The organism is Microbacterium sp. NPDC028030, assembly GCF_040637855.1.
GTDB lineage: Bacteria > Actinomycetota > Actinomycetes > Actinomycetales > Microbacteriaceae > Microbacterium.
Genome location: NZ_JBEZXF010000003.1, coordinates 640,259 through 664,066, shown reverse-complemented (window position 1 = coordinate 664,066; position 23,808 = coordinate 640,259). Strand labels below are relative to the sequence as shown.

Below are 23,808 nucleotides of genomic sequence, written 5' to 3'. Positions count from 1 at the left end.
CGGTCACGCATCGTGACCCCCCTCCCCAGCCGCCGTATCTCTAGAAGCCTGGGCACGGTCTTGCTGGTGGCGCCGGCGTCCGGCCAGAATCACTCCGACGACGCCGAACCCGAGAATCACTGCCAGGCCGCCGACGAAGAACACGGGCAGCATCTCGGACTCTGCTCCGCCTGATGGTGTGCCACCGTATGTCTGCCTGGCAGGAGCGGGCTCTGGCTCCTCCGTAGTGTTGTCGGATTCTTCCGGGCTGGGACTGGGATTGGGGCTCGGCGTTGCGGGTGGCGCGGTTTTCGTACTCGGTCCGGGCTGTCCGACGGTGTACGAGAACTGCCCGCTGATCGGATGCCCGTCCCCAGAGACTGTCTTCCAGCGCACTGTGAACAGACCATCGGCGGCTTCCGGGGAGAGATGCTGAGTGATCGATTGACCGCTCACCGTCGGCGAATCGACAGCAACGTCTTCTCCGCCTTCATCAAGGACCTCGATGATCGTCGTGCCGGCCTCGTTGTTGAGGGTTCCCGTGAACATCAGTGAGATCTCATCAGGCGAGCCGCTGATGGTCGAGTCGGCAACGGGGTACGACGAGTCGAAGTTGTCGTCAGCGACAGCGACCGTCGGGGTGGCGACGACGACTGCTCCTGACAACAGCACGGCGGATAAGACAATGGCGGTGCGTCTGGGGAGGTTCTTATGCATGGGTGTCGTGCTCTCCGGGATGCGATTCGGGTTCGATCTGGAAAGTGGAGTGCTCGATGCTGACGGCGAAGTGCTCGCTGACGCACTCCTGAAGAGTTGTCAGCAACGCCGCGGAGGTCTCCATGGTGACGGTGTCGTCGACCACGACGTGGGCACTGAGGGTGGGGAGGTCCGTTGAGACCTGAGTCGCGTGCAGATCATGCACCGCGACCACGTGCGGAAGGGCAAGGATGTGGCGGCGGACATCGTCCAGATCGAGACCCGGGGGTGTCGATTCCAACAGCACACGTCCGGATGCTCGCAACAGGATGAGCGTGCGAGGGATGATGAGCAGGGCGATCAAGATACCGGCGACGGCATCGGCCTGATACCAGCCGAAAGCGGCGATGAGGATCGCGCTGGCGATCACGCCTACGGAGCCGAGGGCGTCGTTGACGACCTCGAGGAATGCGGCGCGCATGTTGAGATTGCGTCCGCGGCCGCTGAACAGGACGAGCATGGATGCGATGTTGGCGACCAGGCCGACGATACCGAAGAACAGCAGGCTTCCTGACGCGATCTCTGGGGGTTCGAAGAGCCGCCGTATACCTTCGACGAGCGCGAAGATGCCGACCCCGAGGAGCAGCGCTGCTTGGGCGAGTGCTCCGAGAACCTCGGTCCTTTGCAGGCCAAAGGTGTACTTGGGGGTGGGAGGGCGATTCATGAGATGCGCCGCGGTGACGGCCATAGCCAACCCGGTGACATCGGTGAGCATGTGCGCCGCATCGACGAGTAGTGCGAGGCTGCCGGTGATGATCGCCCCGATCACCTCGATGACGAAGACCGAGGAGGTGATCGCGAAAGCGATGATCAGACGATTGCGGGGAGTGGCGTCACCCACTCCGTGCGAGTGCCCTGCTTCTGTCATGGTGATCCTTTCAGGGGCGGTCGATGATGTTGGGGGCGACGATGGCAGCATCACTCCATGCCCCCGGAATCGTGTCTGCGCCGGTTCGGGAGTACTTCGGGATGCCGACCGTGAACAGTCCGGGAATATGCGTGTTGGCTTGTGTCCGAGCACCGGTGGGTTCCGGGGCGGGTAGCCACTTGTCGCCGGGTTCGTAGCCGGTAGCGAGGATCATGGAGTGCGGCTGCATCGTCGACTCATCGGCAAATGTCACGACGGCTCCGTCGGCCTCCACGACGGGGGGCGCGTGGCTCACGCCGGCCAGAGCGGTGGGCGCGGGGCCGGAACGAATCGAGTGGTTGCGGCGCAGCCTCGGCCAGATGGACCATCGCGCTGACGGCCGCGGTCGTTCTGTTCGGGTGGATAGAGTGACATCTCGCGAGTGAGCGAGTTCTTCGGCGATCTGTACGCCGCTGAACCCTCCGCCGACCACCAACACGGTCCCCGAAGGGATCTGGCCCGGGTGTAGGTACTGACTGGAATGTAGAACCGTTCCGGGTGCCGACAGATTCTGGCGCCAGGTAGGGACTCGGGGCACTGCCGCAGATCCTGTGGCACAGACAACGTTTCGCGTTTGCACGTCCCCGATGGACGTCGAAAGGTGCAACGTGGATCCGTCTCCGCGGCGTTCCACCTCGAGAGCGCGAACGCCCCAGAGAGGTTTCACGCCGAGCGTCTTCTCTACAGAAGCCAGGTAGTCGCTCATCTCGCGACCGCCTGGATGACGGCGATTGTCCCCGGGAAAGGGGAACCCGGGGAGAGTGCTGTTGCGAGCATCGCTGAGAAGCCTCATCGAGTGCCAACGGGTTGCCCAGCTTCGTTGACCGGTCGGCGCGGAATCGATGATGACGAAGTCTTTCTGTGCCTCCAGCCCATAGGACGACAGCGCGGACGCCATCGCCAATCCAGATTGGCCGGCCCCGACGATAATCGCTCGGCGATGCGATAACGAACGCACCATCACTGCGTCCCGTTCACCGCAGCTTCGATGCCGTCCTCGAGGTCCGTCCACTTCTCCAATACGACCTGCTCCCCGTCGATGAAGAACGTCGGAGTGCTGCTGACGCCGAGTCGCTCGCCCTCATCAACGTCGAACTCCACTCGTTGTGCGGTCGCCGGATCCGCGACCGCTTCATCGAAAGCAGCCATATCCAACCCGAGCTCCACAGCGAAACCCCGGAACAGGTTCGCACGCGACTCCTGAGCCTCACCCCACTGGGCCTGTGTTTGGAACAAGCGGTGGTACATGTCTTCCAGCCGTCCCTGCTGGGCCGCCGCTTCTGCCGCGATCGCAGCGTTCTTCGAGTTGAAGTGGCCAGGCAACGGGAAATACCGGATGACGTAGGTGATCTCCCCATCAAACTTCTCACGAAGGTCCTCGACCAGCGGGTAGAAGGCGCCACACGCCTCGCACTCAAAATCGAGGAACTCGACCACGGTGACCGCTGCGTCGCCGCCATCGTCGAGCACATGTGAATTCTCTCGCACCACCTGAGGGCCGTCGTTGCCTTCTGTCTCGGGCGCGGAGGCCCGATTCTCACTGAGAAGGACGTACACCAGCGCGACGACAAGGAGGACAACGACGAGACCCACCGTGACGAGGATCGCCTTTTGAGACGCTTTCATTTCTCTCCAACCACAACACAGCACAACGAACGTGAACCCCACCGAATGTGAAGCGCCATCGTGAGATGGCTGATCGATGTCAGGTGCGCGACAGAGAGAGTTGCGTGAGGGAAAGAGTTCGTGCAAACGGGCGGTCGGGTGCGGCCCTCATCTCGGGCATGCGCGGAAGTCGCTCGCGATTTCCGTTCGGCACGCGATTTACGAAGGCTCGAGCGACGATGAGGATCAGGAAGGAGCAGACGAGGCCAAACACGCACCCTGTAAGGCCGATCAGTGCGTTCGCGGAGGCGCCGTCTATCAGGAGCCGTTCCGATGAGGCGCCACCAGAACCATGCGTCGACGAGCCAACCGCACCATAGCTCGTAAGCTCGGTTTCCATCGATGCAGTCGAGGTAGCAGTGAGATATGGAGAGGCGTCCGCGTCGCGATGACCACCGGACCATGCTCCGACAATCAAGAGCAGGGCCAACCCAAGGCCTGTAATGATCTTCGTTATCAGGAGCTTGTCAACAGACGCCGCCTGGTTACGAGACCGGCCAGACGTGATCATTTCACGAGGATGTTACCAGCCTCGACAATCAAACCGTACGGGTACGCACCCTCGTGGACGAGGCCTCCTGGACTAGTACCTACTAGGGCCCTCCATGACTGACACCACCACCAAGCGCTCCGTCCTCTTCGTCGGTGTCCACAACGCCGGACGCTCGCAGATGGCGGCCGGATGTCTCCGCGACATCGCAGGCGACCGCGTCGAGGTCCGCTCGGCGGGATCCATGCCCGCCGAGCGGTCCAACCCGACTGCTGACGAGGCGATGGGCGTGCTCGGAATCGACAGCACAGCCGAGCAGCCCAAAAGTGCTGACAACCGAAGCCGTGCAGGCGTCTGACGTCGTCATCAGTATGGGATGCGGCGAGGCCTGTCCGTTCTTTCTTGGCAAGCGCTACGAGGACTGGAAGCTGGACGACCCAGCGCGCCAGGGTATCGACGCCGTCCGTTCGAACTGCGACGACATCCGCGCACGCATCGAACAACTCGAGAGTGAACTCACCTGATCTCGTGGGCGGGATGGCAATCCGGTGGTGCATCGTCAGGAATGTGTCACCGCAAAGCGCGTAGAGAATCCGACGCCGTCCCCGTCCGAGTGACATCTAGCGTCATCTCACCGCGCTTCCGACATTATCGCGGCCGATGCACTCGTTCTCAGTGGGGTGTCCGACTGAACGGACATCCGGACGGGTGCAGCGGGGGGCTCCAGCGCACAAGACGCAGAACCTCTGATGTTTATCTGATGTACTCTGGTCTCATGAGCACCGCGACTTTCACCGATCTCCTCCGTAAGCCGAAGGATGTCCTTGCCCACATCGACGAGGGCCAGGTGCGTATCACTCGTCGGGATGGCGATGACCTGGTGATCCTTCGTGGCCACGACCTCGACACGCTCGAGCTTGGCGTGAAGCTCTCCAGTGAACTGCTCCGCGCTATCGGGCGGAACAGGGGCGATGTCGGCGCTGCGCTGCGGGAGCTCTTCGCGTGGACGAGTGAGTTCGATGAGGGCGAGCTGGCCACTTACGCGAGCGAAATTGAGCGGCTGGTTTACTCCGCCAGCGAGTTGGGCACGTTTGAACGCCTGCTGCGTGCTCAGCACGAGTGGCGGGAGACTGCTGCGGCTTACGCCATGGGTGCGCGGCCGGCTAAGCCGATCGATCTGACGGAGACGTCTGCGCGGGTCGAGCGCCCGTAATGGCGGGAAGGCGGGGATCGTCGGTTCCGCGACCGACAAGGGTCAGCGAGTACGAGATCGTCTTCGGCGACGTCGCGGCGGAGCGCGGGTGGCGCGACCTTCGCGCGACCGCGAAGAACGCCCTCGCGGATGCCTGGGACTACCTGACCGCTCACCCGACGCGGTTCGACAGCTCGCGCTGCTACCAGCTGAAGGGCAACCTATCTACAGCGGTGGTGGGCGGGAGGACCCTGCCCGTCTGGCAGTACAAGGTCACGGACGGCGCGAGGCTTCGCTACGCGGTCGACGCTCCCCAGCCGAAGGGCAAGAAGCCGGGACGGGTGATACTCATCGAGGCATCCCCGTCGCATCCGAACGACACGGACTCGTCGAAGAACTTCCGGTAGGCGCGATCCTGAGTGAAGCTCGGCACGTTCCAGGAGGTGGTGGACAAGGCGCCACGCCTCGATGCAGTGTCCAGTGGAGTCGCCATCGCTATAGTTCAGTGTCCCGTGTATAGTCATCGTGTGCTGACTATTGCTTCTCGTCTTGATGTGATGAACCGGCTGGGTCGGGCGATGGCCGACCCGACGCGTTCGAGGATCCTGCTGTCGCTGCTGGATGCCCCGGGTTATCCGGCCGAGCTCGCCCGTGATCTTGAACTGAGCCGCACGAACGTGTCGAACCATCTCACCTGTCTTCGGGGCTGTGGACTGGTGATCGCGACGCCGGAGGGTCGTCGCACGCGGTACGAGATCGCAGATCCGCACCTGACGGTGGGCCTGCGGCATCTTCTCGACGCGGTTGTGGCGGTCGATGAAGGCGTGCCGTGCGTTGACGAGAAGTGCGAGTGCTGCGCATGAGCGCGGAGTGCTGCGGCGACGACGAGCCGCGGAAGACAGGCACCATCCACCGCGTCGAGTTGTCGCTACCGCAGGGGGGAGACGGCTGCTGCGGCCCAGAGGTCGTGCAGGCGGCGGCGGGCGTATCTGCTCATGATGACGGCGATGCGTGCTGCGGCCCCGCCCTGCCACCAGCCGCCGGCGCCGATCACGAGTTCGAGGTGCGTCCACCGTGGTGGCGGGACATCGCTCTACTGCCGTCGGCGCTGTCCGGTGTGTTCCTACTCGCCGGGTACGCGTTCGAGTGGACGGGCCTGGAGATTGCCGCACTGGTGCTGCAGTGGGCAGCTCTGCTCGCTGGCGCGTACACGTTCGTTCCCGGTGCGATCCGGCGCGTGATCCGTGGCCGGCTCGGTGTCGGTCTGCTGATGACGATCGCTGCTGTCGGCGCCGTCCTGCTCGGGCACGTCGGTGAAGCAGCGACCCTGGCGTTCCTGTTCTCCCTCGCTGAGGCGCTGGAGGACCGAGCGATGGACCGCGCTAAGGAGGGCCTGCGCGCACTGCTGTCACTGATCCCGGAGACGGTGCGCGTCTCACGGCTCAGTGGCGACATCACGGTCCCTGCTGCCGATGTGCGCGAGCTCGACATCCTCGTCGTCGGAGCGGGCGAGCGTGTGGCGACCGACGGTGTCGTCGTCGAGGGACGCTCCAGCCTGGACACATCGGCGATCACCGGGGAGTCCATCCCGGTCGAGGTCGGGCCCGGCGACGTGGTCGCGGCAGGTTCGGTGAACGGGTCGGCGACGTTGCGGATCGAGGCGACCGCGGATGGCCGCGACAACTCCCTCACGCAGATCGTCTCGCTGGTGGAGCAGGCCCACGCCCGCAAGGGCGATCGGGCACGACTAGCGGATCGGATCGCGCGCCCGCTGGTTCCCGTCGTCCTGATCGCCGCGGCGCTCGTCGCGCTGTTCGGCTTCGTCGTCGGTGACCCCTGGACCTGGATCGAGCGGGCACTGGTGGTCCTGGTCGCGGCGTCCCCGTGCGCGCTGGCGATCGCGGTGCCGGTCACCGTGATCAGCGCCATCGGCTCCGCGTCGAAGTTCGGCGTGGTGATCAAGTCCGGGGAGGCGTTCGAGCAGCTCGGCACGATCCGCGCCGTCGCGCTGGACAAGACCGGGACGCTCACCCGCAACGAACCCGCGGTGGTCGACGTCCGACCCGCCGACGGGACCAATCGCGACGACCTGCTCGCCTGGGCTGCCGCCATCGAGGCGACCAGCACGCACCCCTTGGCCGCCGCGATCACCGCGGCATCCCCGAAGGCGCTGTCCGCCATCGATGTCGTGGAAGAAGCCGGCCACGGCATCGCCGGCCGCGTCGACGGCACACTCATCCGCGTCGGGAACGCGCGCTGGCTTGACCCGGCCGTGCTCAGCACCGCCGCCGAAGGGATGGCTGCGGAGGGCATGACCGTGGTCGTCGTCGAAGCCGACGGCGCTGTCGCCGGGCTCATCGGCATCCGTGACGAACTGCGCCCGGAGTCGGCCGAGACCGTGCGGATGCTCCACAGTCAGGGCATCGAGACCGTCATGCTCACCGGCGACAACGAACGCACCGCCCGCGCCATCGCCGCCCAGGCAGGCATCGACGATGTGCGGGCCGAGCAGCTGCCCGCCGACAAGGCCCACGCGATCGAATCCCTGACCACCGTCCGCCCGACGGCCATGGTCGGGGACGGCATCAACGACGCCCCAGCACTAGCGACCGCCACGGTCGGCATCGCCATGGGACTGAAAGGTTCGGCGGCCGCCATTGAGTCCGCCGATGTCGCGTTCACCGGCCACGACCTCCGCCTCATCCCCGGCGCGCTCGCGCACGCGCGCCGCGGGCGACGCATCATGACCGCGAACATCGCCCTGGCCCTCGCCATCATCATCGTGCTCTTCCCGCTGGCGCTGTTCGGCGTTCTCGGTCTGGCCGGTGTCGTCCTGGTACACGAGATCGCCGAGGTCGTCGTCATCCTCAACGGCGTCCGTGCAGCCCGACGCCCCGCTGCTCTCCGAGAGCTAGCGCCGGCACCCGAGCCCGCACGCGCCTGACCAACCCTGCGGTGATATCGCCGTCCGAGCTGGAGCCATCCTTCGTGAAGACCCCCGTCAAAGTCAGCCTCATCACCGGTGCCGTCGTTATCGTCCTCGTGATCGCAGCTCTGGTCGTGGTCATGCTGACCCGGCCCGCTGCTCCCGACCCTTCCGGCTCGGCGGGCGCACTGCCCGGCGCCCGGACTGACTCGCACGTCCTGGACGACGCCGGCCCGGATGCGCCGACGCTGGTGGAGTTTCTCGACTTCGAGTGCGAAGCCTGCGGAGCGTTCTACCCGGTGGTCGAACAGATCCGCGCCGACTATGAGGGCGAGATCAACTACGTCGTGCGGTACTTCCCATTGCCCGGACACTTCAACTCCATGAACGCCGCCCTCGCCGCCGAAGCGGCAGCTCAACAGGGCAAGTTCGAGGAGATGTACGCTCGCCTGTTCGAGACCCAGGCTCAGAGGGGCGAGCAGCAGACCTCTCACACCCAGTTGTTCCGGACGTTCGCCGAAGACCTAGGCCTCGACATGGACTCGTACGACGAAGCAATCGCCGACCCCGCCACCAAGGAAAGAGTCGAAGCAGACCGCAACGACGGCCAGTATCTCAACGTCAGTGGCACGCCGACCTTCTTCCTCGACGGCGAGAAGCTCGAGCTCACCCAGCTCAGGGACCTCACGGATGCCCTCGACGAGGCCGTCGCTCGCTGACACTATCGAGCGTGCGCGAGGCCCGCCTCAGCGGACAGACTTTGAATCAGAGGATTTCGTCGACCAACCTCTCGATGCGTGCCCGGATCTCGTCTCGGATCGGGCGAACAGCCTCGATGCCCTGACCGGCAGGATCGTCGAGCTTCCAATCCTCGTAGCGCTTGCCAGGGAAGAACGGGCAGGCGTCGCCGCATCCCATGGTGATCACGACGTCGGAGGCCTGCACGGCTTCGGTGGTGAGGATCTTGGGCTGCTCGGCGGTGATGTCGATGCCCAGTTCCTTCATCGCTTCCACGGCGATGGGGTTGATCTGGTCGGCCGGCATGGAGCCGGCGGAGCGGACCTCGATGCGGTCGCCGGCGATGTCGCGGAGGAACCCGGCAGCCATCTGGGAGCGGCCGGCGTTGTGCACGCAGACGAAGAGGACGGAGGGCTTGGTGGTGTCGGTCATGAGGGCTCCTGTGGGTGGTGGTCAGTGCGTGAGCTCATCGACGAGGGCGCGGACGCGGTCCTCGATGTCGTCGCGGATGGCTTCGACGCCCTCGCGGGATGCGAGGGCAGGGTCGCCGACGGCCCAGTCGTCGTAGCGGACGCCGGGGATGATCGGGCAGACGTCGCCGCAGCCCATCGTGATCACCACGTCGGCGGCACGGACGGCATCGTCGGTGAGGGGCTTGGGGAAGCGTTCGGCGGCCAGGTCGCCTTCGATCTCGGCGAGGATCGAGCGGACGTGCGGATGGATGACGTCCGCGGGAGCAGATCCTGCCGAGCGGGCGACAACCCTGCCGGCGGCGAGCTTGTTGACAAGCGCGGCAGCGAGCTGCGAACGCCCCGCATTGGCCACGCAGACGAACAACACCTGGGGTACAGCGGAGTCGCGGTCGCGCGTGAGGTCGGCGAGTCGCTGACGTGCGAAGCGTTCGGTGAGCGGGACAAGCGCTCCCGTGACTATTGCCGTGCGGGCGAGTGACGTGTACGACTCACGAACGATGCCCAGCACGGTCTCCGGGGCGAGCTCGGGGACCTCGGCGGCGAGCTCATCGGCGAGGTGGGTGATCCGCGCATCGAACTCGGGGTGGCCGGCGCGGCCTTCGGCGTCGCCGTCTTCGCCGGGCGCCGTCATGGTCGCAGGCGCGAAGGAGTCCAGCAGAGCGGTGACGGCGCCCCGGCGGCTGGGGTTGATGCGGTACCAGACCCAGGTGCCGCGCCGTTCGGAGGTGAGCACGTCGACGCCCTTGAGGACCTTCAGATGGTGCGACACGGTGGGCTGTGAGACGTGTGCGAGCTCGGCGAGATCGCACACGCAGGACTCGCCTCGCGGATCGGAAGCGATCGCGGAGAGCATGCGCAGGCGCAGCGGATCCGACAGAGCCTTTAAGGTCGCGGCGACGGTGGACGCCGCCTCGTGGCCGATGGCGTGGGTAGCGACCGGGCTGCAGCTGTCGACGGCGTCGGTGAGCGTGACGTTCATGAGGTGATCCTTTCGCCGGTGTAGGGATCGGTGTGGAACCAAGCGCGCGCCGCCCAGAGGGAGACGTAGACGAGTCCAACGAGGACGGGCACCTCGATGAGAGGGCCGACGACGCCCGCCAGAGCCTGCCCGGAGGCGGCGCCGAAGGTGCCGATGGCGACGGCGATGGCGAGTTCGAAGTTGTTCCCGGCCGCGGTGAAGGCCAGCGTGGTGGAGCGGGCGTAGTTCAGGCCCAGGCTCTTGCCGAGCAGGAGCCCTGCGAACCACATCAGCCCGAAGTAGACCAGCAGTGGCAGCGCGATCCGCGCGACGTCCAGCGGGTTGGCCAGGACCGCATCGCCCTGCAGCGCGAACAGCAGCACGATGGTGAACAGCAGCCCGTACAGCGCCCAGGGGCCGATCACGGGGAGGAACTTCTCCTCGTACCAGGCGCGGCCGCGACGCTTCTCGCCGATCCAGCGGGAAGCGAAGCCGGCGACGAGTGGCACGCCGAGGAAGACCAGCACGTTCAGGGCGATCTGCCAGACCGAGATCTCCAACCCCTGAGTGTCCAGACCCAGCCAGCCGGGCAGGACGGTGAGGTAGAACCAGCCCAGCAGTGAGAAGGCGACCACCTGGAAGACAGAGTTGATCGCGACGAGTACGGCGGTCGCTTCCCGATCGCCGCAGGCGAGGTCGTTCCAGATGACGACCATCGCGATGCAGCGGGCGAGACCGACGATGATCAGCCCCGTGCGGTACTCGGGCAGATCTGGCAGGAAGATCCAGGCGAGGGCGAACATGACCGCAGGGCCGACGAGCCAGTTCAGCACCAGCGAAGACACGAGGAGCTTCTTGTCGCCGGTGACGGCCGCGATCTTGTCGTAGCGGACCTTCGCGAGCACCGGGTACATCATCACCAGCAGCCCGAGCCCGATGGGCACCGAGATGCCGCCGACCTCGAGGTGGCCGAGCAGGTCCGACAGAGCGGGGACGAATCGGCCGAGGAGAAGTCCTGCGACCATGGCGAGCCCGATCCACAGTGGCAGCCACTTGTCGAGGGTGGACAGACGCCGGACGGCGGCGGGAGCGGAAGCTGCGGTTGCGGTGGTCATGCGAGCAGCGCCTCGATCTTCTCGGCGATGACGGGCTTCGGGTGCGCGCCGATGAGGATGTCCGTGCCGGTGCCGTCGCGGAAGAAGCCGAGGGTGGGGATCGACGTGACGCCAGCGGCGGTCACGGTCTCGGGATTCCGATCCGCATCGACCTTGACGATCTTCACTCGTCCATCGTACTCGGCGGCGAGCTGCTCAAGAAGCGGAGCGACCTGGCGGCACGGACCGCACCAGGTGGCCCAGATGTCGACGACGACAGGGATGTCGGAGTCGAGAACTTCGTCCTCGAACGTGGCGTCGGTGACGGCGGTGAGCGTGCTCATGCGAAGACCTCCTCGGCCTCGATCGGAGCGGCCGGGTCGTTCTCGAGGTTCGAGAGGTAGTGCTGGGCGTCCTGAGCGGCGGCGCAGCCGGTGCCGGCGGCGGTGATCGCCTGCCGGTAGGTGTGATCGACCAGATCGCCGGCCGCGAACACCCCGGGGATGTTCGTGCGGGTGGAAGGATGATCCACTCGGACGAACCCGCCTGCGTCGGTGACGACCTGTCCTGTGACCAACTCCGAGCGGGGGTCGTGGCCGATCGCGACGAAGACACCGGTCGCCGCCAGCTCGCGCTCGGTGCCGGTGACGGTGTCACGGAGGGTGACGGATTCGAGCTTCTCGTCGCCGTTCAGCCGGGCGATCTCGCTGTTCCATGCCACCTCGATCTTCGGGTGGTCAAGCACGCGCTGCGCCATGATCTTCGAAGCGCGGACCTCGCCGCGACGGTGCACGACGGTCACCTTGCATGCGAAACGGGTGAGAAACAGGGCCTCCTCCATCGCGGAGTCCCCGCCGCCGACGACGACGATCTCCTGCTCGCGGAAGAAGAACCCATCGCAGGTGGCGCACCAGGACACGCCTCGGCCGGTGAGTCGCTCCTCATCCGGCAACCCGAGCTTGCGATAGGCGGAGCCCATGGTGAGGATCACCGCACGCGCACGGAACGTCTCACCCGCGCCAGTCACGATGGCCTTGATCGGTCCGTCGAGGTCGACGCTGACTGCGTCGTCGAGGAGGATGCGGGCGCCGAACCGCTCGGCCTGCTGACGCATCGACTCCATCAACTCCGGTCCGTTGACGGCGTCGACGAACCCAGGGAAGTTCTCCACCTCGGTCGTCGTCATCAGCGCACCACCGGTGGTCACCGAACCGGCGATAACGACCGGGGCGAGGTTTGCCCGGGCCGCGTAGATCGCGGCGGTGAAGCCTGCGGGGCCCGATCCGATGATGACCAGCTCAATCTGTTGATTCGACATGAATCTATATTGACATTCTTCAAAGTAAGGCGCAATCGGCGGCGAGACAGTTCACGGACACTGCACCTGGATGCCAAGAAGCGACCTCCCAATCGGGAAGTCGCCCTCTCGTGGGTCGGTCAGACTGCGCCGACGGGCCTTGCGCCGATCTGCGCAGTACGGATGGCGTGCCGCAGCAGCTGGCACCCTCGGCGTCGAAGCCGCCGGCACCGCCGCAGACCCCGGTGTCGGGAAGGACGAGCTCGTTGCGCTCCGCAGCCTCGTGATCTCCGGCAAGGTGAGCTGCGACGCTGCGGACCTGCTCCTAGCCCGTGAGCGCCAGGAAGGTGGGGGCGCGGCCATAAGACTTCGCACCGACGATGAACAGGTCCTTCTCGGGCTGCGCGAGCTGGCGTGCGCCGGTGGCTCCGACGGAGCCGCAGGAGTGGATGTTCGGGTCGATCTCCGAGGCGATGCTGGCCACGGCGTCGAGCACTGGCGAGGATACGGCCATCGCAGCCGTCCTGGTCGACCGTGTGCACAACGAATGGCTGGCCCTTGCGGCCGCTGTCTACGTCTTTGTCGCGCCCCTGCCGCGCGATTCCCGTCACCGTTGTGCCGTAGAGGACGCGGTCACCCAGCACATCGACGAGTGGGGTGAGGTACTCACTCACCCACTCCGCCCCCGTCGGGTAGCCGTTTGCCGGCGCCGTCCCGGTCGGCTCGAGCAGGCGACGCGCTGCAGTGTCGGTGAGCTCCGGCCAGCCTGAGAAGAGGCGTGCATGACCCCACTCGGACACGGCAGCACCAGCGGAGGAGCCACGCTCGACGACCACGTCATCGACGCCACGTTCGGTTAGATGGGCGGCTGCAGCCGGATGGCCAGCCCAAGCCCGTCATCGATCACGATGGCATCCTCGATCAGTTGCTCGATTCTCAGCGTCAGGACGGCGCCTTTGACTACAGGCGCGCAAAGTCCTGAGCGTCCACTCGCCCAGAGCTATCCGAGGAGCATCGAAGGCATCCGCGGGGCCGCCTCGCTGGCTTAGCGGACGAGGCGTGCGATGGCCTGGGATGCTTCAGTGATCTTGGCCTCGGCAATGTCTCCGCCTGCACGTGCGGCGTCGGTGACGCAGTGGCGGAGATGGTCTTCGAGAAGACCGACAGCAACGCCCTGGAGTGAGCTCGTCAGCGCTGAGATCTGGGTGAGGATGTCGATGCAGTACTTCTCCTCGTCGACCATGCGGTGGATGCCGCGGGCTTGTCCTTCGATCCGTTTGAGACGGGCGAGATAGCGGGCTTTGTCGGTGATGTAGCCGTGTTCGCCGTGTTCGCCGTGTTCGCAGGCGGTGTCGGACTCGACCTGGTCGGTCTCGATGGTGTCGGTCATCGTGGTCTCCGGTTCTGGATTGGTTATCGGTTGAGGATCGCGCGGGCCGTGGTTTCCGGGCGAAGGTCGAGTCGCCGCAGGAGCTGCGCGTTGAGGGCAACCACGATGGTGGACAGGGACATCAGGATCGCCCCGACCGACATCGGCAGCACGAACCCGATGGGGGCGAGGACGCCGGCGGCGAGGGGTACGGAGATCAGGTTGTAGCCGGCGGCCCACCAGAGGTTCTGCTTCATCTTCCGGTATGCGGCGCGGGACAGTTCGATGACGGAGAGCACCGAGCGGGGGTCGTCGCTGGCGAGGATGACTCCGGCAGAGGCGATGGCAACGTCCGTGCCGGCGCCGATCGCGAGCCCGACATCGGCCTGGGCGAGGGCGGGGGCGTCATTGACGCCGTCACCGACCATCGCGACCTTGCGTCCCTCGTTCTGGAGCTCCTGCACCTTCGCGGCCTTGTCCTCCGGTCGGACGCCGGCGAAGACACGGTCGATGCCGAGGTCCTCGGCCACGGTGTGCGCGACGGCTTCGGCATCGCCGGTGATCATCACGACCTGCACACCCAGCGCGTGCAGTGCATCGACGGCTTCGCGCGATTCCGACCGCACCTCATCGGCGAGCTTGAGAGCGCCGATCACACGGCCGTCCTGAACCACGTGGAGGATGATCGCACCGTCATTGCGCCACCGCTCGGCAACGGGCAGCTCCTGCGCATCTTCCTCGGTGAGCAGGTGCGGTCCCCCCACCCGTACAACGGTCCCGTCGACGGTCGCGGTGACGCCGACTGCGGGAGAGGAGGTGAAGTCCGAGCTGCGGGGCACGTCGAGGTGACGGTCGGCGGCGGCGCGGACGATGGCCTTGGCGAGCGGGTGTTCACTGTCGGCCTCCGCGGCGGCGGCCAGGGCGAGCACCCGGTCGGTGTCGTTGCCTTCGACGACTGAGACCTCGGAGACGGTCGGTTCGCCCTTGGTGAGGGTGCCTGTCTTGTCGAACAGCACGGTGTCGACGGTGCGCATGCTCTCCAGCGCGAGCCTGTCCTTCACGAGTACGCCACCGCGTGCGGCGCGTTCGGTGGCGATGGAGACGACCAAGGGGATTGCGAGACCGAGTGCGTGGGGGCAAGCGATGACGAGCACCGTGATGGTGCGGATGACGGCATCATCGGGAAGCCCAACGAGCGTCCACACGATCGCCGTGATCACGCCAGCGCCGAGAGCGAACCAGAACAGCCAGCCTGCCGCCGTGTCGGCAAGGCGCTGCGCGCGCGAGGACGAGCTCTGTGCTTCGGTGACCAGGCGTTGGATGCCGGCGAGAGTGGTGTCGTCACCGGTGGCGGTAATCTCCACGCGCAGCCCGGAGTCGGTCGCCACAGTTCCGGCCGTGACCTGGTCATCGATACCGCGCGTCACGGTGCGGGACTCGCCGGTGACCATTGACTCGTCCATCGACGCGCGACCGTCGACGATGCGACCGTCGGCGGGGACGCTGCCCCCGGGGCGAACGATGACGACATCACCGACGACGAGTTCGGCAGGCGAGACCGTCACGACCTGGTCACCTTCGACGCGTTCTGCTTCGTCGGGCAGGAGCGCGGCCAGGGAGTCGAGAGCGGACGTGGTCTGCGCGAGGGACCGCATCTCGATCCAGTGCCCGAGCAGCATGATCACGATGAGGAGCGCGAGCTCCCACCAGAAGTCGAGCTCGTGGTGCAGCAGGCCGAGGCTCGCACCCCAAGAGGCGATGAACGCAACGGTGATGGCGAGTCCGATGAGGAGCATCATCCCGGGCTTGCGGTCGCGGATTTCGCTGACAGCACCGACGAGGAACGGCTTTCCACCCCAGATGTACATCACTGTTCCCAGTACCGGGGACACCCAGGCCAGGCCGGGAATGTCGGGGAGGGTGTAGCCGAGGATCATCGCGAACATGCCCGACAGCGCGACGGTGGGGACGGCGAGGATCAGCATGATCCAGAACAGGCGACGGAACTGTCCGACGTGGTCGCCATGCCCCGCATGACCCCCGTGTCCACCGTGAGCGTCGTGTCCACCATGTGCGTCATGGCCGGCATGCTCGCCGTGACCCTGGTGGCCCATCGGCGCGCCGCTTCCGTGCGGTGCAGTATCGGGACCGTCGTGGTGCACGGCGGTGTCGTGGTGAGGGGTGTGGACGGGGGGGTCTTCTGTGGCCGCGGCGGGGACCGATGGGGTGTGCCCGTGCGCTGCGTGTTCGTGGGTGTGATCAGCGTCGTCGCTGTGTGGCTGGCTCATGAGGCTATCCTCCTCGGAAACGATGAAGCTGTGCGGGGCGATCCGTGTGCCGCCCCGCACAGGTGAAGCGATGTCAGGCTGCGGTCACGTACTTGGCGGGGTCAGCGTCGAACAGGGGGCCGCAGGCGGCGCAGCAGAAGTAATAGCGGGTGCCCTCGTAGTCGCGGTAGAGGCCAGCGGCTTCAGCGTCCGCTTTCACGACGGTGCTGCCGACCATCACGGGGCATTCGGCGAGCTGTTCGGCGGACGGCGCGAGGAGGTCCTTGCGTCCGTCGGCTGGGACAGAGCCGTGGCTGTTGTGGCTGCAGCAGGATCCGGAATCAGACATGTGTGTTCCTCTTTCGTGATTTCAGTGGGTTCCGACGGTTGCGTTCCGCGTCGCATGATCACGCGGTGCGGGCGCGGCGGTCGGGGATGGGTCCGCCGCCTGGCTGCGGAACGTGCGCAGGCGGAGGCTGTTGCCGACGACGAAGACGCTGGAGAACGCCATCGCGGCGCCGGCGAGCATGGGATTGAGCAGACCGAGGGCTGCCAGCGGGATGGCGGCGACGTTGTAGGCGAAGGCCCAGAACAGGTTGCCCTTGATCGTGCCGAGCGTCTTCCGAGACAGACGGATCGCGTCGGCCGCGCTGCGCAGATCGCCGCGGACGAGCGTGATGTCGCTGGCCTCGATCGCCACATCGGTGCCCGTGCCCATGGCCAACCCCAGGTCTGCCTGGGCGAGCGCGGCCGCATCGTTGACGCCGTCTCCGACCATCGCCACGACCTTGCCCTCGCGCTGCAGCCTGGTGACCACGTCGACCTTGTCTTTCGGGAGCACTTCGGCGATGACCTCATCGATGCCGACCTCAGACGCGATCTGCTCGGCCACGGCACGGTTATCTCCGGTGAGGAGCACCGGTGTCAGTCCCAGCGCCTTCAGCTGCCTGATGGCTTCGGTGCTGGTCGGCTTGATGGTGTCCGCGACGATGAGCACACCGCGTGCTTCCCCGTCCCACCCCACGGCGACCGCGGTCTTGCCCTGACGCTCTGCTTCGCTCTTCGCGGCGGCGAGATTCTCGGGAAGGCGCTGGGACCAGTCCTCGAGAAGCGACTCGCGGCCGACAAGGACGGCGTGCCCGTCGACGATGCCCTGCACTCCCTTGCCCTCGATGTTCGCGAAACCCTCGGGTGTCGGAAGCGTGCCGACCTCTTGGACTGCGGCTTTGGCGATGGCCTGCGCGATGGGATGCTCGGAGGCGTCCTCCACCGCACCCGCCAGGCGCAGCAGCTCGCCGCGGTCGACGCCGTCAGCGGTGAACACGCCGGTGAGCGTCATCCGCCCTGTGGTCACCGTCCCGGTCTTATCCAGAACGACGGTGTCCACCCGTCGCGTCGACTCGAGAACTTCCGGACCCTTGATGAGGATGCCCATCTGCGCGCCGCGGCCCGTGCCCACCAGCAGTGCGGTGGGCGTGGCAAGGCCCAGGGCGCACGGGCAGGCGATGATCAGCACCGCGACCGCGGCGGTGAACGCCGCCGCGGCAGGGAATCCCGCGCCGAGCCAAGCGCCCAGCGTGGCGATGGCGATCGCGATGACAATGGGCACGAAGATACCCGACACCCGGTCGGCGAGGCGCTGCACCTCGGCCTTGCCCGATTGGGCGTCCTCGACGAGCTTCGCCATCTGCGCCAACTGGGTGTCCGACCCGACCCTCGTCGCCCGGATGACGAGCCGGCCACCGGCATTGACCGTCGCCCCCGTGACGGAGTCTCCTTCGCCGACCTCGACCGGCACGGATTCACCGGTGAGCATGGACGCGTCGACCGCGGAGGTGCCGGAGACGATCACACCATCGGTGGCGATCTTCTCGCCGGGCCGTACGACGAACTCGTCGCCCTCTCGCAGGTCCGCGATGGGAATGCGGGTCTCGGCGCCGGCGCGAAGCACAGCAACATCCTTCGCTCCCAGCTCCAACAGCGCGCGCAGGGCGGCGCCCGCCTGCCGTTTCGCCTTCTTCTCGAAGTAGCGTCCGGCGAGGATGAACATCGTCACCGCGGCACCCACTTCGAGGTAGATGTTCGCCGCCCCGTCCGACGGTGCCACGGTGAGCTCGAACGGGTGGGTCATCCCGGGGACGCCGGCCGTGCCGAAGAACAGCGCGTAGAGCGACCACAGTAAGGCGGCTATCGTCCCCATCGAGATGAGCGTGTCCATGGTCGCCGCACCGTGCCGGAGATTCGTCCACGCTGCCTTGTGGAAAGGCCAGGCCGCCCAAACGATGACGGGGCCGGCCAGGGCGAGTGAGAGCCACTGCCAGTAAGTGAACTGCAATGCGGGGATCATCGACATCGCAATCACAGGAAGGGTCAGCACGATGGAAGCGATCAAACGGTTCCGCAGGCTCACCAGCTCCCTATCCGGAGCGTCCTCACCGTCGACTACCGCGGACGGCTCCGGTGAGGGAAGGGCGGCCGTGTAGCCGGTCTTCTCCACCTCGGCGATCAGCAGCGCCGGGTCGAACCCGTTCGGTGCGGTGACCTTCGCCTTCTCCGTCGCATAGTTCACGGTGGCGGTGACACCGTCCAGCTTGTTGAGCTTCTTCTCGATGCGCATCGCGCACGACGCGCAGGTCATCCCGCCGATCTCCAGCTCCACGCTGGACGCGGCTGCTGACTGCGTATCCGTCATGATGTCTCCTCGATCCTTCTTGCAACTCGATGCGCACTGAGCGGGTCAGTGCCCGTCGTGCTCGGCGTCGTCTTCGGTGTCCGCCTGGTCGCCGGTGGCGGGGGTCGCCTCGAGTACGAACTGTGCGGTGTGGACCTGTCCGTCGACCTGGAAGTCCAGGTACAGCAGGTAGCGGCCGGTGGTGGGTGTCTCGGCGGTGAATTCCACCTCGGGGCCGGCCAGATCGCCCGGCTGTGGTTCCTCGCCGCGCGCGTGCACATGCAGATACGCCAGGTCGCCATCGCGCAGGGCAACGAGGTGGCCGAACGCACCGAGGTACGGCTCCAGCACCGTGACGGGTTCCCCGTCCCGAGAGACCTTGACAGTCAGTTCGCTTCCAGTTCCGGCGACCAGGTCGCCGCTGACGGTCACGTCGAAGCCGTCGACCGTGTCGCTTGTCTTGACGGCGACCTCGGGCTCCGGTGTCAGCTGCCCCGCCACATCGACGGTGCGGGAGAGCGTGGCGCTCACCCCCTCAGAGGTGAAGTCCGCATACAGCCGGTACGTTCCCGCGGTATCCCAGGACCATGGCAGCGACCAGACCCCGGTCCTCGGGTCGAGTTCGGGGTGCACGTGACGGTATTCACGCCCGTCGTTGCGGACCACGATCAGGTGCAACTGCTTATCGTGGGCCTCGTCGAAATCGGTGATCGGGACACCTGAGGGATCGCGGATGTCGAAGGAGAGTTCACCGTCCGTCTCGACGTTCGCCGGCGCCTGTACGGGGCTCATTGTGAATCCCGATGCCGCGCTCATCACTCCACTCACCCCCATCTCCTGATCGTCTTTCGTGCCAGCAGCATCCTCGGGCGCTTGCGCGTCATGCGAGGAATGCCCGGCGTCCGCCCATGCGGTCACCGTGCTGTCGGGCACGAGTGCGCCCGCGGCGGCGAAGGCGGCGCCGAAGACAACGACAAGGCCCGCGCCGTAGAGGCCGAGGCGGCCCGGGGCGTTCATGAGAGTCGGACCGCCTCGTACCCGGCCTCATCGACGGCCGCGAGCACGGCCGCGTCATCCACTGCGGAACTCGTCGTGACGAGAAGCCGGCCGGTCTGCGCACTCACTTCGATGTTCTCGACGCCGGGGACCTGGCTGACCTCGCCGCGAACAGCGACCTCGCAGTGGCCGCAGCTCATCCCGCTCACCTGGTACTCGCTCGTGCTCATGATGGCTTCCTTCCCTCGATTCGGAATACCCCGGTAGGGTACTGGTATGCCTAACCATATACCCACCCAGGGTATTCCGGTCAAGGGGGTGAAGGGAGCTTCTCATGGATAAGACCAGCTCGGATGTGCTCATCGTCGGCGCGGGCGCCGCGGGTCATTCTGCGGCGGTCACGTTGCGGCGCAGCGGTTTCGACGGGTCGATCCGGATCGTGCATGCGGAGCCGTTCGCCCCGTACAACCGCACGCTGGTGACCAAGGGCATCCTTCGTGGCCTGCTCACCCCGGAGCAATCCGCGCTGCCTGCCTTGGACTCGATCGATGTCGAGACGATCCCCGGCAGCGCTGTCGGGATGGAAGAGCGGGGCATCTTGCTGCACGATGGCAGACGGCTGATATTCGCAACGGCTGTCGTGGCGACCGGCGCCGCCCCGCGTCCCCTGCAGGCGACAGGCGTCAGCGAGGGGGTCTTCACGCTGCACAGCGCGTCCGACGCGCTACGCATCCGAGGGCATGCGGGTCCGACGTTCGAAAGGCGGGTTGTCACTGTCCTCGGTGCCGGGCTGGTCGGAGCAGAAGCAGCAAGCTACCTTGTGAGCGCTGGTGCCAGAGTGCATCTCGTCGCGCGCTCCGAAATCCCCTTGGCGCACAGCCTCGGGTTGCCGATCGCCACCCGGCTCCGCGATCTGCACGCTGCGCACACGGAGTTCCATCCAGGCCGGACAGTGCGCTCCATCTCGGCTTCCGGAAGCGGGGGTGACGTACTCCTCGATGATGGGACATCTGTATCGTCAGACGTGATCGTCCTCGCCCACGGAACAGTTCCGGCTGTCTCATGGATCCGCTCAGACGGTGCCGCGATCGAGGTCGATGACCGGCTCCGTGCCAGGACGATCCCGGCAGTGTATGCGGCCGGTGGGGTCGCCGCTCATGTCGGTCCCGACGGTTCGCTCTATCGTATGGATCATTGGGATGATGCGGTGGCACAAGGGGCTCACGCCGCCCGAGCGCTGCTTCATGATCTGCACGGCGGGGACGATCCTGGCCCGTACCGGCACGTTTCCGGGTTCACGGTGAATGTGCACGGCGTCACGCTGAGTGGAGCGGGCGTCGTCTTGCCGCAGGCGACCGCGGAAACGACGTCATCGGCCGGCGGCGGCCTCGTCTCGACCTTCAGGACCGCCGACGGCAAGAGGGCGGGTGCTGTCGGGTGGTCAGCGGCAAGGGAAATCCTGGCGGTCAAGCACGAGCTGGCAGGCGGCTTCTGAGTGTGCACAGGATCGATGTCGGGCACACAGGCGGCGGTGCTAGCGTCGTGAGGAACAGGAAGGATCGAGGATGCAGGTGACGGTTCGCGCCACAAGCCCGCAGTTGTCGCTGCGCACCCTGCTGATGCTCGGCACCGCGGCCGTCCTGATCATCGTCGGCCTCCTGGGCATGCACACCTTCACCGCGGAACCTGCCGGGCACGGCTCCTCGGGCGTCGCCCATTCCGCATCGACAGTCGCTCACGTTCCGGACGCCACGGCGAGCCTCGACGACGGTGGTGCCGCTGCCTGCGACGGGCCGTGCCACGTGACCACCGGACAAGGGCAGGGTCACGACGACATGGTCACCGCCTGCGTACTCGCGTTGCTGGCCGGCCTTCTGCTCCTCGTCCCACCGACGTTTGCCCGACGCTCCGGCATCTCCCTTCGCGAGGTGACCAGCTGGTTGCGGTGGGAAGCGACCGATGCCCTCCCTCGTGGCCCCTCGTTGACGGTTCTTTCGATCAGTCGAACTTGAGTATTCGCACGCCGACCCAACTGTGGGCGGCCCTGCGGCGCCCGTTGGCGCCGCCGCTTCAGCGAACTCTCATACGACTTACGAAGGAACGACCATGAACAAGAAGATCCCCCTCGCACTCAGCACCGGCGCTCTCACCCTCGCCCTGGTACTGACCGGCTGCGCCGACACCGGCACCGCGCCGTCCGGTACCAGCAGCTCACCGTCCGCGTCGACGTCCTCGTCGGCCTCAACCGAGGCTGACGAGATGTTCGTCACGATGATGATCCCTCATCATGAGCAGGCCATCGAGATGTCGGACATTCTGCTGGCCAAGGACGGCGCGGACCCGCGGGTGGTCGAGCTCGCCGAACAGATCAAGGCGGCGCAGGGCCCGGAGATCGACAAGATGCTCGGGTGGCTCGAGGACTGGGGTGTGGAGTACGACCCCGATTCGATGGGCGGCATGGACCACGGCTCCATGGGCGGCGACGACAGCATGATGTCCGAAGAGGACATGACCATGTTGGAAGACGCCGACGCGACCGAGGCCAGCCGTTTGTTCCTCGAGCAGATGATCGTGCACCACGAAGGCGCCGTCGACATGGCACAGACGGCGCTTGACGACGCGCAGAACCCGGACGTCCTCGAGCTCGCGCAACAGGTGATCGATGACCAGACGGCGGAGATCGCCACGATGAAGGACCTCCTCGGAGAACTGTAGAACCACGCGGGGCGGGCCGATTCCCGAACGACCCGCCCTGCGTTTCCCGCGCGATCGCCCCGCGCGAAGACCGACCCCGCGGCGCGCTCCCTGCTGCCCGCGTCACAAGCCTGGCCACCCTCCTGGCCGCTACCCGGAAACCATCATGAAACGATCATTTCTTCTCGCCGCCGCAACCATCCCCGTGCTGACGCTCGTCATTACGGGCTGTACTGCCGCGCAGTCCGACGAGCCCGATGCGACACCCCGCATCGACCACATCCACGGCATCGCCGAAGACCCCCGCGGTGACGATCTGCTCGTCGCCACGCACAACGGCATCTTCACCGTCACACCGGACGGGAACGTCTCCGGACCCGTCGGCGGCCATGACTTCGATGCCATGGGATTCACTGTCACCGGCGACACCCTGTTCGCCTCCGGACACCCCGGAGAGCAAACCCCGGCCGAGCTGGGATCCCCGAACCTCGGCATCATCCGTAGCGATGACTATGGCCTCAACTGGTCGCCCATCGCCCTGAACGGAACAACCGACTTCCACGTCCTCACCGCCAGCCCCGACGGAACCCTGTACGGCATCGCTTCCAGCCAAATCGACCTGCTCTCCAGCACCGACAACGGAACGAACTGGACCACCCATGCCCCTCTAGCGGCAGCCGACCTCGCCGCCACAGAGTCCGGGCTCTATGCCGCCACCGAAGAAGGACTGCTCGTCAGCACCGACGGTGGCGACACCTTCACCCCCGTCCCCGAATCACCCCTGCTCTACGCCCTCGTAGCACGCACAGACGGCACACTCGTCGGCGCCGGCACCGACGGGGTCCTCTGGGCCCAAGATCAGAACGGGACGTGGCAGCAGCTGGGGCCACTCGACGGAGCCGTTCAAGCCCTCAGCACCATCGATGACCGCATCATCCTCGTCGATGACCGAGGCATCGTTGGTGTCACTGTCGACGGCTTCACCGTCCTCAGCCCGGCCCGGTAACCGCAGCCCACTCACGAATCCACCATGAACGAACACAAGAATCCGTTCCGGAACTTCGTCTTCTTCATCACCGCGGCAACGATCGCCGTCGTCCTCCTCGCCTTCGCCACCTACCTCGCGATTGGAGCGATCCTCTGATGTCGCCGGACGCACGATTCGATCCGCTCCGCCTGTCCGCGCTCAGCCATCGTTCCGCACCGAGCAGGCCGCCACCTCGCCCGTCGCGTGCGTACCGACTGCACCGCCGACTTGTGCGGTTAGGGATTGTGCTCCTGGCAGCCGGACCCGCGCTCGTCCTGATCCATCTGAGCACCGATACACAATACGGAA

Annotated in this window: 25 protein-coding genes and 2 pseudogenes; 10 read left to right on the top strand and 17 right to left on the bottom strand. The window is 66.1% G+C overall.

The window, feature by feature from the left end; genetic code table 11:
- Nucleotides 1–3: 3 nt before the first annotated feature.
- The 5 genes from AB0E56_RS17735 to AB0E56_RS17715 all read right to left on the bottom strand — a co-directional run bounded on the left by AB0E56_RS17735 (nt 4) and on the right by AB0E56_RS17715 (nt 3,647).
- Nucleotides 4–696 (bottom strand): copper resistance CopC family protein, encoded by a 693-nt coding sequence (locus AB0E56_RS17735; RefSeq protein ID WP_029266231.1) that lies wholly within the window; start codon nt 694–696, stop codon nt 4–6.
- Nucleotides 689–1,603 carry a cation diffusion facilitator family transporter gene (locus tag AB0E56_RS17730; RefSeq protein ID WP_029266230.1) on the bottom strand — a complete coding sequence of 305 codons (915 nt, stop codon included), beginning with the start codon at nt 1,601–1,603 and terminating at the stop codon, nt 689–691. The genes AB0E56_RS17735 and AB0E56_RS17730 overlap by 8 nt, the downstream gene beginning before the upstream one ends.
- Before the next feature lie 10 nt (nt 1,604–1,613).
- Nucleotides 1,614–2,603, bottom strand: coding sequence for an NAD(P)/FAD-dependent oxidoreductase (locus AB0E56_RS17725; protein ID WP_029266228.1), 990 nt, complete (start codon nt 2,601–2,603; stop codon nt 1,614–1,616).
- The gene (locus tag AB0E56_RS17720; RefSeq protein WP_029266226.1) at nt 2,603–3,268 is read right to left on the bottom strand and encodes a thioredoxin domain-containing protein; all 666 of its coding nucleotides are present in this window, start codon (nt 3,266–3,268) and stop codon (nt 2,603–2,605) included. The genes AB0E56_RS17725 and AB0E56_RS17720 overlap by 1 nt, the downstream gene beginning before the upstream one ends.
- A gap of 79 nt (nt 3,269–3,347) precedes the next feature.
- On the bottom strand, nt 3,348–3,647 hold the full coding sequence (locus AB0E56_RS17715; protein WP_143049227.1) for a hypothetical protein: 300 nt from the start codon (nt 3,645–3,647) through the stop codon (nt 3,348–3,350).
- A gap of 265 nt (nt 3,648–3,912) precedes the next feature.
- Here AB0E56_RS17715 and AB0E56_RS17710 point away from each other — a divergent pair.
- The 6 genes and pseudogenes from AB0E56_RS17710 (at nt 3,913) to AB0E56_RS17685 (ending at nt 8,634) form a co-directional block, all read left to right on the top strand.
- Nucleotides 3,913–4,321: pseudogene (locus AB0E56_RS17710) on the top strand (heat-shock protein HtpX).
- Between the two features lie 251 nt (nt 4,322–4,572).
- On the top strand, nt 4,573–5,010 hold the full coding sequence (locus tag AB0E56_RS17705; protein WP_136025417.1) for a hypothetical protein: 438 nt from the start codon (nt 4,573–4,575) through the stop codon (nt 5,008–5,010).
- Nucleotides 5,010–5,396 (top strand): hypothetical protein, encoded by a 387-nt coding sequence (locus AB0E56_RS17700; protein ID WP_029266222.1) that lies wholly within the window; start codon nt 5,010–5,012, stop codon nt 5,394–5,396. The genes AB0E56_RS17705 and AB0E56_RS17700 overlap by 1 nt, the downstream gene beginning before the upstream one ends.
- A gap of 120 nt (nt 5,397–5,516) precedes the next feature.
- Complete coding sequence (locus AB0E56_RS17695) at nt 5,517–5,852, top strand: metalloregulator ArsR/SmtB family transcription factor (protein ID WP_029266220.1); 336 nt, start codon at nt 5,517–5,519, stop codon at nt 5,850–5,852.
- On the top strand, nt 5,849–7,933 hold the full coding sequence (locus AB0E56_RS17690) for a cation-translocating P-type ATPase (protein WP_231479865.1): 2,085 nt from the start codon (nt 5,849–5,851) through the stop codon (nt 7,931–7,933). Before AB0E56_RS17695 ends, AB0E56_RS17690 begins: the two co-directional genes overlap by 4 nt.
- A 44-nt stretch (nt 7,934–7,977) precedes the next feature.
- Nucleotides 7,978–8,634 carry a thioredoxin domain-containing protein gene (locus AB0E56_RS17685; protein WP_029266216.1) on the top strand — a complete coding sequence of 219 codons (657 nt, stop codon included), beginning with the start codon at nt 7,978–7,980 and terminating at the stop codon, nt 8,632–8,634.
- Nucleotides 8,635–8,680: 46 nt separating this feature from the next.
- On the opposite strand, the gene AB0E56_RS17680 is transcribed toward AB0E56_RS17685, so the two are convergent.
- From AB0E56_RS17680 to AB0E56_RS17625, 12 genes and pseudogenes are all read right to left on the bottom strand, one after another.
- Complete coding sequence (locus tag AB0E56_RS17680; RefSeq protein ID WP_029266214.1) at nt 8,681–9,085, bottom strand: arsenate reductase ArsC; 405 nt, start codon at nt 9,083–9,085, stop codon at nt 8,681–8,683.
- A 21-nt stretch (nt 9,086–9,106) separates the two neighbouring features.
- Nucleotides 9,107–10,105, bottom strand: coding sequence for a metalloregulator ArsR/SmtB family transcription factor (locus tag AB0E56_RS17675; protein ID WP_029266212.1), 999 nt, complete (start codon nt 10,103–10,105; stop codon nt 9,107–9,109).
- Nucleotides 10,102–11,199, bottom strand: a complete 1,098-nt coding sequence (arsB, locus tag AB0E56_RS17670; protein WP_029266210.1) for an ACR3 family arsenite efflux transporter — start codon at nt 11,197–11,199, stop codon at nt 10,102–10,104. The genes AB0E56_RS17675 and arsB overlap by 4 nt, the downstream gene beginning before the upstream one ends.
- Nucleotides 11,196–11,522: a thioredoxin gene (trxA, locus tag AB0E56_RS17665; protein WP_029266209.1), complete on the bottom strand. Its 327-nt coding sequence runs from the start codon at nt 11,520–11,522 to the stop codon at nt 11,196–11,198. The genes arsB and trxA overlap by 4 nt, the downstream gene beginning before the upstream one ends.
- Nucleotides 11,519–12,496, bottom strand: coding sequence for a thioredoxin-disulfide reductase (gene trxB / locus AB0E56_RS17660; protein ID WP_029266208.1), 978 nt, complete (start codon nt 12,494–12,496; stop codon nt 11,519–11,521). The genes trxA and trxB overlap by 4 nt, the downstream gene beginning before the upstream one ends.
- 119 nt (nt 12,497–12,615) lie before the next feature.
- Nucleotides 12,616–13,311 (bottom strand): annotated as a pseudogene (locus tag AB0E56_RS17655) (hypothetical protein).
- A gap of 209 nt (nt 13,312–13,520) precedes the next feature.
- Nucleotides 13,521–13,865: a metal-sensitive transcriptional regulator gene (locus tag AB0E56_RS17650; protein ID WP_029266204.1), complete on the bottom strand. Its 345-nt coding sequence runs from the start codon at nt 13,863–13,865 to the stop codon at nt 13,521–13,523.
- A 23-nt stretch (nt 13,866–13,888) separates the two neighbouring features.
- Nucleotides 13,889–15,958: a heavy metal translocating P-type ATPase gene (locus AB0E56_RS17645; RefSeq protein ID WP_231479864.1), complete on the bottom strand. Its 2,070-nt coding sequence runs from the start codon at nt 15,956–15,958 to the stop codon at nt 13,889–13,891.
- A 247-nt stretch (nt 15,959–16,205) separates the two neighbouring features.
- The gene (locus tag AB0E56_RS17640) at nt 16,206–16,460 is read right to left on the bottom strand and encodes a YHS domain-containing protein (protein ID WP_029266198.1); all 255 of its coding nucleotides are present in this window, start codon (nt 16,458–16,460) and stop codon (nt 16,206–16,208) included.
- A gap of 21 nt (nt 16,461–16,481) precedes the next feature.
- Nucleotides 16,482–18,803, bottom strand: a complete 2,322-nt coding sequence (locus AB0E56_RS17635; RefSeq protein WP_029266196.1) for a heavy metal translocating P-type ATPase — start codon at nt 18,801–18,803, stop codon at nt 16,482–16,484.
- A 45-nt stretch (nt 18,804–18,848) separates the two neighbouring features.
- Nucleotides 18,849–19,799 carry a hypothetical protein gene (locus AB0E56_RS17630; protein WP_029266194.1) on the bottom strand — a complete coding sequence of 317 codons (951 nt, stop codon included), beginning with the start codon at nt 19,797–19,799 and terminating at the stop codon, nt 18,849–18,851.
- Nucleotides 19,796–20,008: a heavy metal-associated domain-containing protein gene (locus AB0E56_RS17625; protein ID WP_029266192.1), complete on the bottom strand. Its 213-nt coding sequence runs from the start codon at nt 20,006–20,008 to the stop codon at nt 19,796–19,798. The genes AB0E56_RS17630 and AB0E56_RS17625 overlap by 4 nt, the downstream gene beginning before the upstream one ends.
- Before the next feature lie 104 nt (nt 20,009–20,112).
- Here AB0E56_RS17625 and AB0E56_RS17620 point away from each other — a divergent pair, with 104 nt between their 5' ends.
- The 4 genes from AB0E56_RS17620 to AB0E56_RS17605 all read left to right on the top strand — a co-directional run bounded on the left by AB0E56_RS17620 (nt 20,113) and on the right by AB0E56_RS17605 (nt 23,478).
- Nucleotides 20,113–21,273: an FAD-dependent oxidoreductase gene (locus AB0E56_RS17620; protein ID WP_051667917.1), complete on the top strand. Its 1,161-nt coding sequence runs from the start codon at nt 20,113–20,115 to the stop codon at nt 21,271–21,273.
- A gap of 70 nt (nt 21,274–21,343) precedes the next feature.
- Nucleotides 21,344–21,790: a DUF6153 family protein gene (locus AB0E56_RS17615; protein WP_029266188.1), complete on the top strand. Its 447-nt coding sequence runs from the start codon at nt 21,344–21,346 to the stop codon at nt 21,788–21,790.
- 94 nt (nt 21,791–21,884) lie between these two features.
- Entirely contained in the window at nt 21,885–22,493 is a 609-nt protein-coding gene (locus AB0E56_RS17610) for a DUF305 domain-containing protein (RefSeq protein WP_029266186.1), read from the top strand.
- A gap of 145 nt (nt 22,494–22,638) precedes the next feature.
- Nucleotides 22,639–23,478 (top strand): F510_1955 family glycosylhydrolase, encoded by an 840-nt coding sequence (locus AB0E56_RS17605; protein WP_029266184.1) that lies wholly within the window; start codon nt 22,639–22,641, stop codon nt 23,476–23,478.
- Nucleotides 23,479–23,808: the final 330 nt, after the last annotated feature.